This is a genomic window from Flavobacterium galactosidilyticum, from assembly GCF_020911945.1.
GTDB lineage: Bacteria > Bacteroidota > Bacteroidia > Flavobacteriales > Flavobacteriaceae > Flavobacterium > Flavobacterium galactosidilyticum.
Genome location: NZ_CP087135.1, coordinates 1,738,898 through 1,755,253, shown reverse-complemented (window position 1 = coordinate 1,755,253; position 16,356 = coordinate 1,738,898). Strand labels below are relative to the sequence as shown.

Genomic DNA, 16,356 nt, shown 5'->3' with positions numbered 1-16,356 from the left:
TATTTGGGGATTTTTTATTTTCTGTAACAAAGAACAACCCTAACAAAACAGCAATTCATTTAGTATTATTTGTAAATTTACACCTCTAAAAGCAAAGAAAATGCCACATCAATTTTTCTCCGAAAGCCCGTTCAAAACCATGATTTCATTTCATAAGCTTATTGAAGCTTTGGAAGAAATTTCGTTTACTAATGTAGATTATCGCGCTAATTATGCCAAAGCATTGCTCAAGGAAATTGAACCTTTCCCTGAGTTCAGAACCGGTATCGAAGATTTAAAAGTGATATCCGAAAATGAATCTTTGATAAGGAATCTACTTGCTGATTTATTTCCAACGGCTTTAACCAATAATGAAATCAAAGCAGTAACCATTCCTTTCCAGAACTTTACCTTTAATTATACTAAACGATTTAAGAAAATAGTAGAAGAAGCCGGAATATCATTTGATATGTCGATTCGAAATCTTGATGACCATCATTTTTACATCATGAGCTGTACGCTAATATTGAATCAATTTTACGGTCAGAATATTGATTATAACAATCCCTTATTTTATGATATTCCAAACAAAAATGGAGTTATGAATCAATATCGGATTTTGTATAATGCCGATTTTCTTGAAATTACACCAACAGATCTAGCGCCAGAATTGACGCCAGATGACATTGATTTATTGATGGATAATTTCGACGATATTGAATTGTGGAAATCTAAATTCCCAATAAATAGCTGGATATTAAAAGGCTTTGGTATTGCTATTCTGTTTGATGCTACAGTTGAAAATTCAATTTCTAAGTTAAAAAGCAATTTATTAAAATCAGAAAAAGAACAAATCACACTTCAAGATAATTTTGAATCCATCTTTCGCTCTATTTTTAAAAATTCTAATTTACGAATAGGATTACTTATATACGATCACGAAGAGAATAAATTTACAAAGCCTGGCTTTAAAGATAACAATAGTGGAAGTTTCATACTTTCGACTGAGGTAGAATTAGATTGCAAAAATGATTTTTTAGGTTGTTCTTTTGAAAAATTATTAGAAACTAAAACATCTTTATCGATTTCAAATGTTGAAAAATTTGCATTAGTTCCTGGAAATGAAAAACTAGCACAGCATTTATTAAAACAAAATATTCACAGTTGTATATTTGCTCCTATTGTAAAAAATGATATTATTTTAGGAATCATCGAATTAGTTTCGTCCAAAAAAAGAGAACTTAACAGTCTTAATTCTAGAAAATTAAATTTAATCCTACCTTACTTAATTGACACACTTGAACGTCATAATAAAGACAAGCAAAATCAAATAGAAGCAATTATTCAAAGAGAATATACGGCTATTCATCCAAGTGTTTATTGGAAATTTACTCGAGAAGCTTTAAATTATTTTGAAACGAGCCAGCGAAATAAAGATTATATTTTCAAAGAAATTGTTTTCAAAGAGGTATATCCTTTGTATGGCCAGATTGACATCAAAGGCTCATCAGAACACAGAAACCAGACCGTAAAAGAAGATTTAAAAAATCAATTAAAGACGCTTATTGACCTATTTGAGAATCAAAAAGCAAAAAGCAATTTAGTCGTATTAGAACAAAGAAAATTTGAATTACAATCGCTTTTAAATCAACTAGAATTGCCTTTAAAAGCCGATACAGAACAGCAGATTCAACTTTATATTGAAAATGAAATTCATCCGGTTCTAAAAAACACTAAAAGTGGTGCAGTTGTAAATACTTTGGCAGCAAATTATTTAGAAAGTTTAGATGAAAAATCAGGAATGTTTTATCATTCTCGAAAGAAATTTGATGATGCCTTGTCTATAATTAATAAAAAATTAGCTTCGCTTCTTGATCAGAAACAACTAGAGGCCCAAAATATTTTCCCTCATTATTACGAACGCTTCAAAACCGATGGCATAGAACATAATCTGTACATTGGTTCTTCTATTGCACCTTCAAAACCTTTTGACCTAATGTACCTGCACAACTTAAGACTTTGGCAATTGCAAACATTATGTGAAATGGAAATGGAGCATCATCAGATGAAATCTTCATTACCGTATCAATTGGATGTTACTTCCTTAATTTTAGTTTTTAGTTCCCCTATTTCAATCCGTTTTAGAATGGATGAAAAGCGTTTTGATGTTGACGGAACGTATAACGCACGATATGAAGTGGTAAAAAAACGTATTGATAAAGCCAACATAAAAGGAACTAAAGACAGAATAACCGAAAAAGAAAAAATAACAATCGTCTATTCACATACGAATGAAGAAACTGAATATTTGAAATACATCAATTTTTTACAATATAAAAACATATTAGAACCTACAATTGAACAATTTGAAGTAGAGGAATTACAAGGCGTATCAGGCCTTAAAGCGATTCGAGTAAAAATTAACAATGAAAACAAAGGACAAATTTTACAAAAATATTCGTACCAAGAATTATTAAATGAATTGAATTAATTACCAATCATTTTGAAAGCAACTACAAAAGAAATAACAGACAGGACAATACCTACCATAAAAAAATTATAGGCAATTCTCAATAACCGATATTTTTTCTCGAGCACTACTCCTAGAAAATACAAATCCTTAATCATAGAATTATAAAGATAATCCTTGTCTTTCATCATTTCATTCATTGCCCATTGATACTCTTCTAAAGGCATTTTATAAAAATTACCAAAGAACAATAAATTTACTTTTTGGTTTTCAATATCTTGTCGCGTAAATACTCCTTTAGTCACTTTTGGACGTGTAGAAAGTATGGCAAAAATTATGGTAACTACGCTAGACATTAACATGATAAAAGTTGGAATCATCAAATGCGCGTTGCTAGGATTATCCAATTTAGGAATTAAAGTTGAAAGTGCAATAGAAATAATAATTGCATTGACAGAAAGCAGAATATTAGCTTTACTATCTGCAATACCGCTCAAACTAGTATGATTGTTGAGTGTAATCCTAAATAAAGTATCAATGGCTCGAACTGGTTTTTCTTCTTTATTCTTTTTTTTGGACTCTTTAGTATTGTTCAATTCCATATTATTTAATTTTATTTGAAGGAGCTTAATTGTGTTTTCTTTTAGTGGTTGCCAAGTTTTTAAAGCATAGTCCGTATAATATTGATGCTCATTGCTCAAAAAATTAATATTTTCAAGATTCCATTCGGAATCGGAGAAAGTTTTTTGATGGTTAGCCTGTAATTCTAAACGTAAAGCATTACAAGTAGATGTATATTTATCGCTAGTGAGATGGTAAAAATCAGCATCTTTAATGATTTTTTCAAGAAGAGTTGTGGGAACAAAACCTAAAGTGGTCGATCGAATTAGACCAGATACTTTCGCTATATAATCAGAAGATTTCTCGTTATTTTTCAAAAAATCAGTGACAATTACAACGCTACATTCTTCATGATTATCGCAACCGTTAATATAGCCTGCATCATGAAACCAAGCTGCAACCATTAAAATCTCCTTGTCTTCAGGATTAATTTCCTCAATTTCAGAAAGAATAGCAACTGCAGTAACTACATCAATGGTATGCCTCAAATTATGATAAGTATATGAGGGAGAAAGTTTATCTTTGAATAATTTATGAATAAAATTTTCGGCCTGTTGTGTCAAATTCATGGACTGGTTTTTATACTACTAAATTATGAAATTATTTTTGGATAACTATTTTATTCGCTTCAATAAAGTAACGTTTATACTTTTTTTAACGGTACTCATTTTTCAATCTTGCTCAACACGTCATCCACAATATGGGAAAAATGCGGCGAAACCGATTACAGAACGTATTTCTGATACAGCTAAAATTTCACATACTTTTTATTTACTGGGAGATGCGGGAAATTTTAATGATGAAACGGCAGAAAGAAAACTGGGTGAATTGCAAAATCGCTTAAAAGAAGCAGATAAAAACTCGACTCTTTTATTCCTTGGTGATAATATTTATCCAAAAGGACTACCAAATACTGACAATCCAAATGAGCGATTTATAGCTGAAAGCAAACTGACAAACCAATTGAAGCTATCAAAAAACTTCAAAGGACAAACTATTTTTATTCCCGGGAATCACGACTGGTATAGCGGAATCAAAGGTTTAGAGCGTCAAGCTAAATTTGTTACGGAATATCTCAACAATAAAAAATCATTTCTTCCTAGAAAAAGTTGCGGTATTGATGATGTTGAAATAAATAAAAATCTTATCCTAGTGACTGTTGATAGTCAATGGTATTTAGAAGATTGGGATAAAATTCCAACTATAAATGATAATTGTACCATTAAAACTCGCGAAGCTTTTTTTGAGGAATTAGAAGATATTTTAATAAAAAATAAAGATAAAACAGTTGTCTTAGCATTGCATCATCCACTGATGAGCAACGGAACACATGGAGGACAATTTTCATTAGAAAAACAAATTTTCCCATTAGAACAAAAAATCCCACTTCCAGTTTTAGGTTCAGTTATCAATTTTATTCGAAAAACTTCAGGAGTAAGTCCACAAGACATTCAAAACAAATATTATACTCAATTTGTACAAAGAGTAAAAACATTATTACAAAATCAGGACAATGTTATTGTGGTATCAGGTCATGATCACAATTTACAATACATAGAAAAAGATAACATTAAACAAATTATTAGTGGATCTGGATCAAAATCTGAAGCTGCCCGAGCCATTTTTCCAAATGATTTCTCCTATGGTAAAAATGGATACGCAACATTAATTTTATATAAAAATGGAGCGGCAAAAGTTTCTTTTTTTGGTCAGGAAAATGAATCTGAAAAATTACTTTTTGAACAAACTGTCTTAAATCAAAAAAATGATTACAATACAACAGAATTTCCTAAGACATTTCCTAAGACTACTATCGCAAGTATTTATACTGAAAAACAGACTAAAAAATCACAATTTCATAAATTCCTCTTCGGAAATCATTATCGTAACTATTATAGTCTTCCAATAGAAGTTCCTACCGCCACTATTGATACTCTTTTTGGAGGTTTAACACCAAAACGTTCTGGAGGCGGACATCAGTCTAATTCCTTACAACTCCTTGATAAAAACAATAAAGAATATGTGATGCGTGCTTTAAAGAAAAGTACTGGAAGATTTCTTCAATCAGTAGCCTTTAAGAATCAGTTTATTCAAGATGAATTTAACGACACTTATGCTGAAAGCTTACTGTCGGATTTTTATACCACTGCTCATCCTTACACCCCTTTTATTGTTGGAAATTTAGCCGAAAAAATTGGTGTTAGCCATACTAATCCTTACTTGTATTACATCCCGAAACAACGCGCATTAGCATCTTTTAATACTGATTTTGGAGATGAACTATATATGGTTGAAGAGCGTCCAACCACTAGTCAAATAGCAGTTAAAAGTTTTGGTAGCCCAAGTGCAATTATTAGTACGGAAGATGTGCTAAAAAATCTTTTAAAAGATGAAAAATATACAATAGACGAAGGTGAATACATAAAAGCCAGATTATTTGATATTCTAATTGGTGATTGGGACAGACATGAAGACCAATGGCGTTGGGGAGAATATCATGTGGGTCAAAAAATAATTTACAAGCCTATTCCGCGTGATCGTGATCAGGCCTTTACAAAATATGATGGTGCTTTACTTTCGCTTTTAATGAAAAGTGTACCGTTGCGCCACATGCAATCTTTTAGAGAGCATATAAAAAATGTCAAAATAATGAATCGCGAACCATATCCATTAGACCTTGCGGTACTAAAAACGACAGATGAAAGCGAATGGATTAAGCAAGCAAAGTACATTGAAGAAAACCTCACAGATGAAGCTATCGATAGCGCATTCCATAATTTACCACTAGCAATAAAAGACGAAACAACAAATGATATCAAGCGCAAATTAAAACTGCGTAGAAAGAATTTAGAGCATGCTGCTTCAGAATATTATAACGTTTTACAACATACCGTTTTGATTGTTGGAACTGATAAAAAAGAAAAATTCGTAATTCAGAACACAGAAAAAAACAAGCTTGAAATTCAAGTTTTTCGAATAAAAGATAATAAAGAAGAATTACAATACAAAAGAAATTTCACTGATAAAAAAACAAAAAAAATATGGATTTATGGTTTAGATGATGACGATATTTTTGAAGTAAGAGGAAAATCCAAATCAGGAATTAAAATCCGATTAATTGGAGGTCAAGACCTAGATTCGTATGTAGTTGAAAATGGGAGAAAAATAAAAATTCACGATTTCAAATCAAAAGAAAATACCTATTCATTAGATTCTAAAACAAAATCATTATTATCAGATGATTATGAAACTAGCTTCTATGATTATAAAAAACCGAAATATAATTTCTTTTCATTACTTCCCAATATCGGTTACAATCCCGATGACGGTTTAAAATTAGGTCTAATTACCGGCTACAAAGTCAATGATTTTCAACAAAATCCATACACACAAAAACATAGTTTAAAAACCAATTATTATTTTGCCACATCAGGTTTTGAGCTTTTTTACAATGCTTCTTTTCCAAAATTATTTGGCAAATGGGATTTAGATTTTGAAAGCCAATATACAAGTCCAAATTTTACAATCAATTATTTTGGTTATGGAAATGAGACTATAAATGATGATGCTATTTTAGGTAAAAATTATAACCGAGCTCGTATCAAAATGCTAAAAGTTTTACCATCTGTAAAAAAAGTAGGGAGATATGGTAGCACCATCTTCTTTCAAACTAGTTTTGAGCGAATTACCGTTGAAGAAACTAGAAATCGGTTTTTAGAGATCGACCCAATGATAAACCCTGAAGTTTTTGAAAATCAAAAATTTGCAGGAGCCACCTTAAAATACAGCTATGAGAATTATGATTTTCCCGCCTTTCCTTCTATGGGAATGGGGTTTTCTATAGCTGGAAGTTGGAAAATGAATTTGGATGATACTAAAAGAAATTTCCCAACAATAGAAAGTAAACTTAATTTCAATCATAAAATTGATGCCAATGGCAAGCTAGTTATTGCTACCATTCTTAAAGCAAAAACGCTATTGAATAACAATTTTGATTTTTACCAAGGCGCAACTTTAGGAGGTGATTATGATCTAAGAGGTTTTAGAAACGAACGTTTTTTAGGAAACAAATCTTTTTATCAAAGTAGTGACATCCGTTGGGATTTGGGTAAAATCAAAAGAAATGTTATACCGATGTCTTTCGGAATTTTAGGTGGTTTTGATTATGGAAGAGTTTGGCAAAAAGGAGAAAACTCAGAAAAATGGCACCAATCTTATGGTGGCGGATTATGGATTAACGCACTTAATACACTAACGGGAAGGGTTACTTATTTTAAAAGTATTGGCGACGAGCACGCTCGTATTGCGTTTGGTTTAGGATTTGGATTTTAGCTTTTTAAGACTAACACTGTAAACGTTACCTCCTACTTTTTTAGTTCGTTCATCAGCAATATATAAGCAATCGTTGTCAATAAAGCAAACTGCCTCTTTTTGAGAAAAATGATTTAATTCAAGTATTGTTTTTGTTCCATTAAGGAAATTATCATTTTGAAAGTTTTCAAATAAAAAGAGTTTGTCATGCGTTAAAACAACTACTTTAGTATCATCAGGGCTTATTGCAGCACTTGTAATTGCGCAATGATTGTACTGCTCACAGGTTTTGAACTTACCCATTAAAACAGCTTGGTGAAATCCTGGAGTATTAGGTATTTTATATAAAAAAGAAGTTCCATCAAACCCTTTACTTCTGTTTTTTGTAAAGAGATAGAAATTATTTTTAAACTCAAAAAAACCTTCTACATCATAAAACATTTCTGTTTTTTTTGGAGGAAAATTATTTTGTTCTGGATAGGCAAATGAAATTTTATAAGCTGGATTTACCACATCAGAATGTAAATTCTTTTTATCTATTTTATAAATGCATAAATCCTTCCTTCTGTTTTCATTATTACCAAAATCACCAATATACAAATTGCCTAGCTTGTCTTTTGTAATATCTTCCCAATCAATATTCTCAGCATTATCGACAGTAATAGTCCTGTCAATTTTACCATTAGAATCGATACCATAAATAGCATTAGCGTTGCCATGATCTTCTAAAGTCCAAAGCAATTTAGTAGTAGGAACATATATTATTCCCGAAACTTCTTTAAGTTTTTTAGATAGAGAAAATAGTGTTGGCAAAGAATTTAATCCTTGTTGACAAGCCAAGGCAATAAATAAGCCTACCACTAATAGATATTTTTTCATATTTAATTATTTAAATCACCATTAAGCTAAAAGTTGTTACCACTTATTCTATTCTGCATAATTCTATAAAATAGAACTATTTTCATTTCTAATAAAGAAAAAATTCATTGCGGGAATACTCCAATAAAGAGGGCGTAAATCTTACAGCTTCATTTTAAACAGATTACTATTTTTAAAGTTTCGAACAATAAATTCAAAAGCAGCATTCATAATCTCTCCCATAGATTTTGCTTTTTTAAAATTAAGATCATTAGTGTAACGGTATAGTTCCATTTGTAATTGTTGCAAATGTGACTCAGGTGCAAGAACATCTTTCCCCATAATTTCTAACAATGTTTTGATACGATCTTCAGCAGAAATAATTCTTTTAGCCAGTACAGAGCGCTCCTCATCTTTATATTGCTCAATAGAACTATCTTGAAGTTTCTCTTTTACCAATTTAACCATTGGATAATTCTCCTTAAAAAACTGCGGACGATATACTTTGAAATTGCCCTCGTAACATTGTTGATCAAAATCTATTGCCCGTATCCTATAAACTACTTGATCAAAATCATGGATTGGAATAATTACATAGTTATAGGCCCGCATATCTCCCAATAAGCGAATCATACAGCGCTCATTAAACTTTACAAACTCTTTTGCAATTTGCGATTTTTCAGTTTCAGTACATTTTGCTAACAAAGTTTTAATGAATACATCTCCCGCAATGCCCATAATATGCTCCTCAATCAACGTGTCTTGATATACTAAAAAGTTGATTTTATCAGGCGAAAGAATATGCTCTAGTTCTAAACCATAAATCCGTGAAGCATCTGCCTTTTTTATATAAAAATGAGTGTAATTATCATTGAGAATATTTCTTACTTTCACACGAAAGGGTTTTGAATTACCAAAAGTGCAATAATCTATAGAATCGACATTAAGGAATTTTATGATTCCAAGATTACCATCAGAGTGTAGAAGTGAGTAGATTTTTTTTAGATTCAAATCAATTTCCTCTCTTTCATATTCAGTATAATACACTCTGATCCACAAGGTATCTTCATCGTTTTTATCATAAACCGTTATCGATCCCGAAAAACGCAATAAATCATCATAAAAAATAGAAACTTTTGAAATCCTATCAAAGCGCTCTAAATACTTTAAAAGGGAATCATTTATAGGATACGATGGCTTTTTGAAAAGCATTAAAGGTTCACTCATTTTAAAAAGTTTAATAATAAATTACAATTAATAAGATACTTTAAGACTTAATTTCATATTATAAAACTCCAGAATTGCAGTATAAACTATAAATTAAAAGTGTTTAGTTTTATTAATTTGAATATAGTACAAATTACAGCTATTTTCACAAACTTAAGTTGAAAAATTTCAAAATTCAATTGTATTCCATAGATCATTTATTCTGGTTTTTATAGAAATTACAATTATTACGTTTTTTAATTGGCTATAATGTAGCAGTGGAAGCTTTTATTACGCTATTCAATCCCGGGTGCATAAAAAACTTACTTCTTATTTACTTTTCCATATTGTGTTCATCCGAATTTTCCTTTTAACATTTCAATCCCAAACAATTACAAAACAACAATTAATAATGCTACTTCTGCTGTTAATTTACTGCACTATTTCTAACTAACCAATTGTAAATAAAAGCATTTTTTAAGACTCACATGATTTAGACACTTGTAAATGTTTTTTAGTAAAAAAACTCTTTTATTACTGCCATATCCAGTAAAAAAAATTAAGTTTTCAAAACAGATTTCCTCAAAAAACAAGTACTTTTGCACCAAATCTTGTATTCTTCAAAATTGAAATACCACGTTTAACAAAACTATCAATTTAGCAGCTTTTCATCCATTGAAAGGCAATTTTTTGAATACATATTTGACCCCCAAAAACATTAATTTAATACTAAATCTACAAAAATGTCAAACAAGCTTAGACTATATCTCAATGCTGCGAAGTCAACAAAAATTGGAATATGGGAGCTTAACTTAAAAAAAGCCTCAGCATATTGGGATGTAGTCACAAGAAATATACTGGAAGTGGCAGATGATTTTGTTCCTATTCAAGGAAGTGGCATTGAATTCTATACTGAAGGTGAAAATAGAGATCGAATTAAATTATTAATCGATAAAGCTATCAATGAAGGAATTCCATTCCATGGCAAATTCCAAGTTACAACTGCAAAAAACAATATTAAATACGTTGAGTGTATTTGCCAAGTTATTTTCAAGAAAGGAAAACCTAGACGATTATTGGGAACTTTTCAAGATATTACTAAAAAGCAACATCTTGTTAAAGAGCTTGAGTTAAATGTTGAAAAATTCACTTCTATCTTCTCCAATGCTAATGATGCTATCTTTATAGTTGATACCTCTAATGGAATGATTACGCAATATAATCCCAGAGCAGCTGAATTATCGGGATTTAATGATACCGAACTTTTAGGACAAAATCTTTCTAAATTAATACAGAGCAAGGACAAAAAAGCTACATCTGACTTTATTGAATATCATTTAACAAGTGAATATTATAGTGTAAACGAGGTTCAACTAAATTCAAAATCAGGAGAGTCCATTGCAGTTGAAGTCGCCTCTGGAAAAAAGTATACAATAGGTAATAAAACTTATTTAGTTTTATTTTTTAGAGACATTTCCAAGCGAAAAAGTAGAGAAACTTATACGAATATGCTTTCTCTTGCAGTTTCAGAAACTAATGAAACAATTATTATTGCCGATCCAATGGGTAAAACGATTTGGGCAAATAAAGCCTATTTGCAACTTACAGGCTTCAACTTAAAGGAAATCGTAGGATTTACACCCGGTTATTTATCAAAAGGCCCCGAAACAGACAAGAATACAACCGATTTATTGAGTAAGGCAATTCGTGCCAAGAAAAATATAAAAGTCACTATATTAAACTACAAAAAAAATAAAGAAAAGTATTGGTATGATCTAAATATCACACCAGTTTTTAATGAGCAAAATATTCTAATCTACTATATAGGAGTTGGTCGCGATGTAAGCATTAGAAAAAGTAAAGAATTAGAGCTAAACAAATTACTTGAGGTAACAACAGATCAGAATAAGAAATTATTTAATTTCGCCCATATAATTTCTCATAATATCCGTTCTCATACCAGCAATTTGTCTATGGTTCTGGAAGTAATAAAAGATACTGATAATATAGAAGAAAAACTATCCTATATTGATCTTTTCAAAGAGGCAACAGAAAGACTTTCTGAAACTATTGAATATTTAAACGAAATTGTCACAATCCAGAAAAGTATAAATATTGAGAAAAGAAATGTTTGCTTGAAAGATGAAATCAATAAAACCAAAAACAATTTAGATCTGCTTATCAAAGAAAATCAAATCACAATATTAGACACTATTCCAGATGACTTAACCATCTTCACTGTTCCCGCTTACCTTGAGAGTATATTGTTTAATTTATTTACAAACGCCATTCGATATAAAGCGGATGACAGACCATCGACTTTAGAAATAGACTATGAGATTTGTGACAAGCATACGATCATCAACTTTAAAGATAATGGTTTAGGAATAGATCTAGAAAAAAATGGTCATAAAATATTTGGGATGTATAAAACATTCCACGACAATAGCGATGCTAGAGGCATTGGTTTATTTATTACTAAAAACCAAATCGAAGCCATGAAAGGCAAAATTGAAGTTGAAAGCAAAGTAGGTGTTGGCTCTACTTTTAAAATTTATTTAAATGAAAACTAAAAAAATATACATCATCGATGATGACAAATTAACGGTAAAATTAATGACCATGTTGATTAAGAAAAATCAATTTTGTGATGAAATCTATTCTTTCTTTAGCGCCCAATCAGCATTAGAAGAATTAAAGATAAACAGTGATGACAGCGACAAGATACCTGATGCCATATTGCTCGATTTAAATATGCCCATAATGGATGGTTGGCAGTTTATGGATTAATTTATCAAATTATCAATAAAAAAAGAAATCTCTATTTTTATTGTAACCTCATCGATAGATCCCGCTGATATAAAAATGGCTAAAAAAAATCAATATCTTAAGGACTATATTATGAAACCTATTACAGCCGAAAAACTTAAAGCTATGTCCGAACTAATATGAGAATTAACTACTCTAAGATTATCGAGTAACATTTTCCTATTTTGTTCGTCATATAAAAAACTAAAACGCTAACATTTTGGAAACAATACTCTCTGTTAAAAATCTCAACAAACGTTACGGTGCGCTAGAAGCATTAAAAAATGTTTCTTTCGAAATACAAAAAGGCAATGTTTATGGAATTCTAGGTCCAAATGGAAGCGGAAAATCTACTACTTTAGGAATTACATTAAATGTAATAAATAAAACTTCGGGAGAATATAGCTGGTTTGGAGGAGCAATGGAAACACATGAAGCACTAAAAAAAGTAGGTGCTATTATAGAAAGACCTAATTTCTATCCGTACATGACTGCTAGGGAAAACTTAGAACTAGTTTGCAAAATTAAAGGAATCAATTATGCTAAAGTGAATGAAAAACTGGAATTAGTAGGTTTGACAGAACGCCAAAACAGTAAATTCAGTACTTTCTCACTGGGAATGAAACAGCGATTAGCCATAGCTTCTGCCCTATTGAATGATCCTGAAATTTTGATTCTTGATGAACCCACAAATGGTTTAGATCCTCAAGGAATTCATCAGATCAGGGATATTATCAAACAAATTGCTGCTAAAGGAACTACAATACTACTTGCCTCCCATTTATTAGACGAAGTAGAGAAAGTTTGTACTCATGTTTTAGTATTAAGAAAAGGAGTGATTTTATACACCGGCTTAGTAGATGGAATGTCTGCAAACGATGTTTTTTTTGAATTACAAGCCGATGATATGGACCACTTACTGACTGTTTTACAAACGCATCCTGCTGCAAAAAAAGTAGTTAATGAGCAAGGGAAAATTTTAGTCTATTTAAAAGAAAACTTAGAAGCTAAAGATTTAAATAGATTCCTTTTCGAAAAAAATATAATTCTGAGTCATTTGGTCAAAAGAAAAAACAGCTTGGAAGAGCAATTTTTAGAACTGACAGAAAAGAAATAACTAAATTCATTGCAATAGCAAAGACCAATAGACTTAATACTCAAATCATGAAACGATTGCTCTCAATAGAACTTCAAAAAATATGGAAAAATAAAGCCAGTCGAGTTTTAACATTGACTTACTTTATACTTTTAACCTTTATTGCATTAATTGCCTCGATAAAATTTGATTTAGGAATTTTTAAATTTCATTTGGCAGAAATGGGCATTTTCAACTTCCCGTTTATTTGGCATTTCAACACTTATATCGCCGCCATACTAAAATTATTTTTAGCTATCGTAATTGTTTCGATGATGGCAAATGAATACAGTTATGGAACATTAAAACAAAATTTGATTGACGGAATGAGTAAAAAGGAGTTTATTCTTTCTAAATTCCTAACCGTTGTTTTATTTGCTACAGTATCAACTGTATTTATTTTTGTAATGTCACTCCTATTAGGATTTAGTTTTTCATCTTATACTGAATTGAATATTGTTTTTTCTGGATTAGAATATCTATTAGCGTATTTCATAAAATTAGTTGGCTTCTTCTCTTTCTGTTTATTTTTAGGAATCTTGGTAAAACGATCTGCATTTGCATTAGGTTTTTTATTAGTTTGGAATATTATAGAAGGAATCATAAAAGGAATTTTGACCTTTAAGATCTTTCCAAATAACGAGAAAGCAGCTTCTATCATGCAGTTTTTCCCTTTAGAATCGATGTCTAATTTAATTGTAGAACCATTTAGCCGATTATCAGTAGTTAAAAACTTAGGAACACAAATAGGTTTAGATAACGTTAAGCATTATAATGTCGAGTTAGTATCCATAATAATTGTATTGAGTTGGACAGTGATATTCGTTTACTCCTCTTATAAATTATTGAAAAATAGAGATTTATAGTACATTTGTTAGACAATGAAATTTCTAATAAAAACAATACTTTACACCTATTTAAGTTGCATCGCTTATATTGCGACAGCTCAATCTATTGCTATAAATGATTCTAAAAGCGCACAAGAACTCGTTGAAGAAATCCTAATAAATAGTCCCTGTGTTAGTGCTTCAAATTTTACAGTAACTGGAGATTCATTTTCTGGTTCTAGTAACAGTTATGGTTATTTTAATAATCAAGGTGGCAGTTTTCCTTTAAAAGAAGGAATTGTTTTAAGTACTTGGAGCAGTATAAATTCAGTTGGTCCATTTGTCATTAACCGTAACCAAAACCCAAGTTGGGCTGGAGACAATGATTTAAATCAAGTATTATCAATTTCAAATTCATTAAACGCTACATTTTTGGAATTCGATTTTATAGCTAACACCGATTTTATTAGTTTCAATTATATTTTTGCTTCTAATGAATATCAAGATGATTTCCCATGTAATTATGCAGATGGTTTTGCTTTTTTAATCAAAGAAAAAATGAGTACTAGTTCCTATAAAAATATAGCAGTACTTCCCAATTCTTCAATTCCTGTATCATCAAAAAGCATTCATCCTCAAATTAATGCCATTATAAACTCAACAGAACCTATAAAAAATTGTGGTCCGGAAAACGAGAATTATTATGGAGGTTATAATACTAACAATAGCCCAATTAATTATGCTGGACAAACAAAAGTTTTAAATGCTTCCAGTACAACTGAAGTTGGTAAAACGTATCATGTAAAATTAGTTATAGCTGATCAAAATAATTCATATTTTAGCTCAGCCGTTTTTATTGAGGCGGGTAGTTTTGCTCCAAAAATCAACTTGGGTCCTGATCAAACACTTTGTTTCAATGAAAAAACTATTCTAGACACTGGATTATCAAATTCTGCTTATTCTTACGAATGGTTTAAAGATGGTGGGAGAACTTCAATTGGTTCCACTTCTACTCTGGAAGTTGATAGTCCTGGAACGTACTCTGTTAATATCTCACTAGCAGCAGGTTGCATTGCAGTAGGAAAAGTAAAAATTAGTTACAAGAATCCAATACTGAAAACGCTTACTCAATGTGGAGATAGTAGTGGAACTGCACTTTTTGACTTGACCCAAATGACTTCTTCTGTCAATATAAGCAGTAACAATAGTATCAAGTACTATTCTGATTTATCAGGTACAGAAATAACTAATCCCACCACTTATAAATCTACAACCAATACAGTTTATGCTAGTATTACAAGTGCTACTGCAGAATGTTTAGATTTTGTTGAACTAAAACTTAACGTTTTGACTATTTCAAACGCTGTTCAAACCGTAACTTTTTGTGATAATGATGCAATCGACGATGGAACTCGAGTATTTCATTTAACAAATGAAATAAGTCCTAAAATCACCCCAGCAGTTGCTGCTCCCTATTTAGTAGAAGGCTATTATTCCTTTTTAGATGACGCAGTAAACAAAGAGAATAAGTTAAATAATAACTACACTAATATCCCGAATCAAAACATTTTTGCACGAGTGGAGAACGGAATTGATTGTTATAGTATTTACGAAATCGAGTTAAATGTAACTGCGTACAATACCACATCGCCAAATATCATAAATGAGGTAATAATAAATGATTTTTCTGGAAATAATTCTGTTGAGATAAAAACAATTGGAACCGGACCTTTTGAATATTCACTGGACGGAATTACTTTTCAAGATGAATCTCTATTTACAAATGTTCGTCCTGGAGACTATATAGTTTATGTTCGAGACAACACAAGTTGTGGAATTTCTACAACTAAGGTTTACGTTCTTGATTACCCTCGCTTTTTCACGCCAAACGTAGATGGCTACAATGATTTATGGAAAATAAAAAATCTTGATTTATATCCTATGGCAATAATCACCATTTTTGACCGCTATGGAAAATTACTAAAACAACTTAATGCGACCAGCTCAGGATGGAATGGTAGTTATAATGGAATTCCGCTGCCTGCTGATGATTATTGGTTTCACATAAAATTAGCGGATTCAAAAACAATAAAAGGGCATTTTTCGTTAAAAAGATAGGAATAATTTTTATATTTTTATCA

Annotated in this window: 10 protein-coding genes; 7 read left to right on the top strand and 3 right to left on the bottom strand. The window is 30.8% G+C overall.

Features of this window, described 5'->3' with window-relative positions; translation table 11 throughout:
- Positions 1 to 100 precede the first annotated feature (100 nt).
- Positions 101 to 2,470: a GAF domain-containing protein gene (locus LNP27_RS07675; RefSeq protein WP_229944011.1), complete on the top strand. Its 2,370-nt coding sequence runs from the start codon at positions 101 to 103 to the stop codon at positions 2,468 to 2,470.
- On the opposite strand, the gene LNP27_RS07670 is transcribed toward LNP27_RS07675, so the two are convergent.
- A complete protein-coding gene (locus tag LNP27_RS07670; RefSeq protein ID WP_229944010.1) occupies positions 2,467 to 3,639 on the bottom strand; it encodes a Pycsar system effector family protein in 1,173 nt (390 codons plus the stop codon). The genes LNP27_RS07675 and LNP27_RS07670 overlap by 4 nt on opposite strands.
- A 25-nt stretch (positions 3,640 to 3,664) precedes the next feature.
- Here LNP27_RS07670 and LNP27_RS07665 point away from each other — a divergent pair, with 25 nt between their 5' ends.
- Complete coding sequence (locus LNP27_RS07665) at positions 3,665 to 7,402, top strand: metallophosphoesterase (RefSeq protein WP_229944009.1); 3,738 nt, start codon at positions 3,665 to 3,667, stop codon at positions 7,400 to 7,402.
- On the opposite strand, the gene LNP27_RS07660 is transcribed toward LNP27_RS07665, so the two are convergent.
- Together LNP27_RS07660 and LNP27_RS07655 are read right to left on the bottom strand one after the other, a co-directional pair.
- Entirely contained in the window at positions 7,385 to 8,260 is an 876-nt protein-coding gene (locus LNP27_RS07660) for an SdiA-regulated/phytase-like domain-containing protein (RefSeq protein WP_229944008.1), read from the bottom strand. The genes LNP27_RS07665 and LNP27_RS07660 overlap by 18 nt on opposite strands.
- Before the next feature lie 141 nt (positions 8,261 to 8,401).
- The gene (locus LNP27_RS07655; protein ID WP_229944007.1) at positions 8,402 to 9,466 is read right to left on the bottom strand and encodes a hypothetical protein; all 1,065 of its coding nucleotides are present in this window, start codon (positions 9,464 to 9,466) and stop codon (positions 8,402 to 8,404) included.
- 722 nt (positions 9,467 to 10,188) lie between these two features.
- Between LNP27_RS07655 and LNP27_RS07650 the strand changes: the two genes are divergently transcribed.
- From LNP27_RS07650 to LNP27_RS07630, 5 genes are all read left to right on the top strand, one after another.
- Positions 10,189 to 12,018, top strand: a complete 1,830-nt coding sequence (locus LNP27_RS07650) for a PAS domain-containing sensor histidine kinase (RefSeq protein WP_229944006.1) — start codon at positions 10,189 to 10,191, stop codon at positions 12,016 to 12,018.
- Positions 12,008 to 12,235 (top strand): response regulator, encoded by a 228-nt coding sequence (locus tag LNP27_RS07645; RefSeq protein WP_229944005.1) that lies wholly within the window; start codon positions 12,008 to 12,010, stop codon positions 12,233 to 12,235. Before LNP27_RS07650 ends, LNP27_RS07645 begins: the two co-directional genes overlap by 11 nt.
- Before the next feature lie 238 nt (positions 12,236 to 12,473).
- Positions 12,474 to 13,370, top strand: a complete 897-nt coding sequence (locus tag LNP27_RS07640) for an ABC transporter ATP-binding protein (protein ID WP_229944004.1) — start codon at positions 12,474 to 12,476, stop codon at positions 13,368 to 13,370.
- 47 nt (positions 13,371 to 13,417) lie between these two features.
- Positions 13,418 to 14,254, top strand: a complete 837-nt coding sequence (locus LNP27_RS07635; RefSeq protein ID WP_346432400.1) for an ABC transporter permease — start codon at positions 13,418 to 13,420, stop codon at positions 14,252 to 14,254.
- A 15-nt stretch (positions 14,255 to 14,269) separates the two neighbouring features.
- Positions 14,270 to 16,333 carry a T9SS type B sorting domain-containing protein gene (locus LNP27_RS07630; protein ID WP_229944003.1) on the top strand — a complete coding sequence of 688 codons (2,064 nt, stop codon included), beginning with the start codon at positions 14,270 to 14,272 and terminating at the stop codon, positions 16,331 to 16,333.
- Positions 16,334 to 16,356 lie beyond the last annotated feature (23 nt).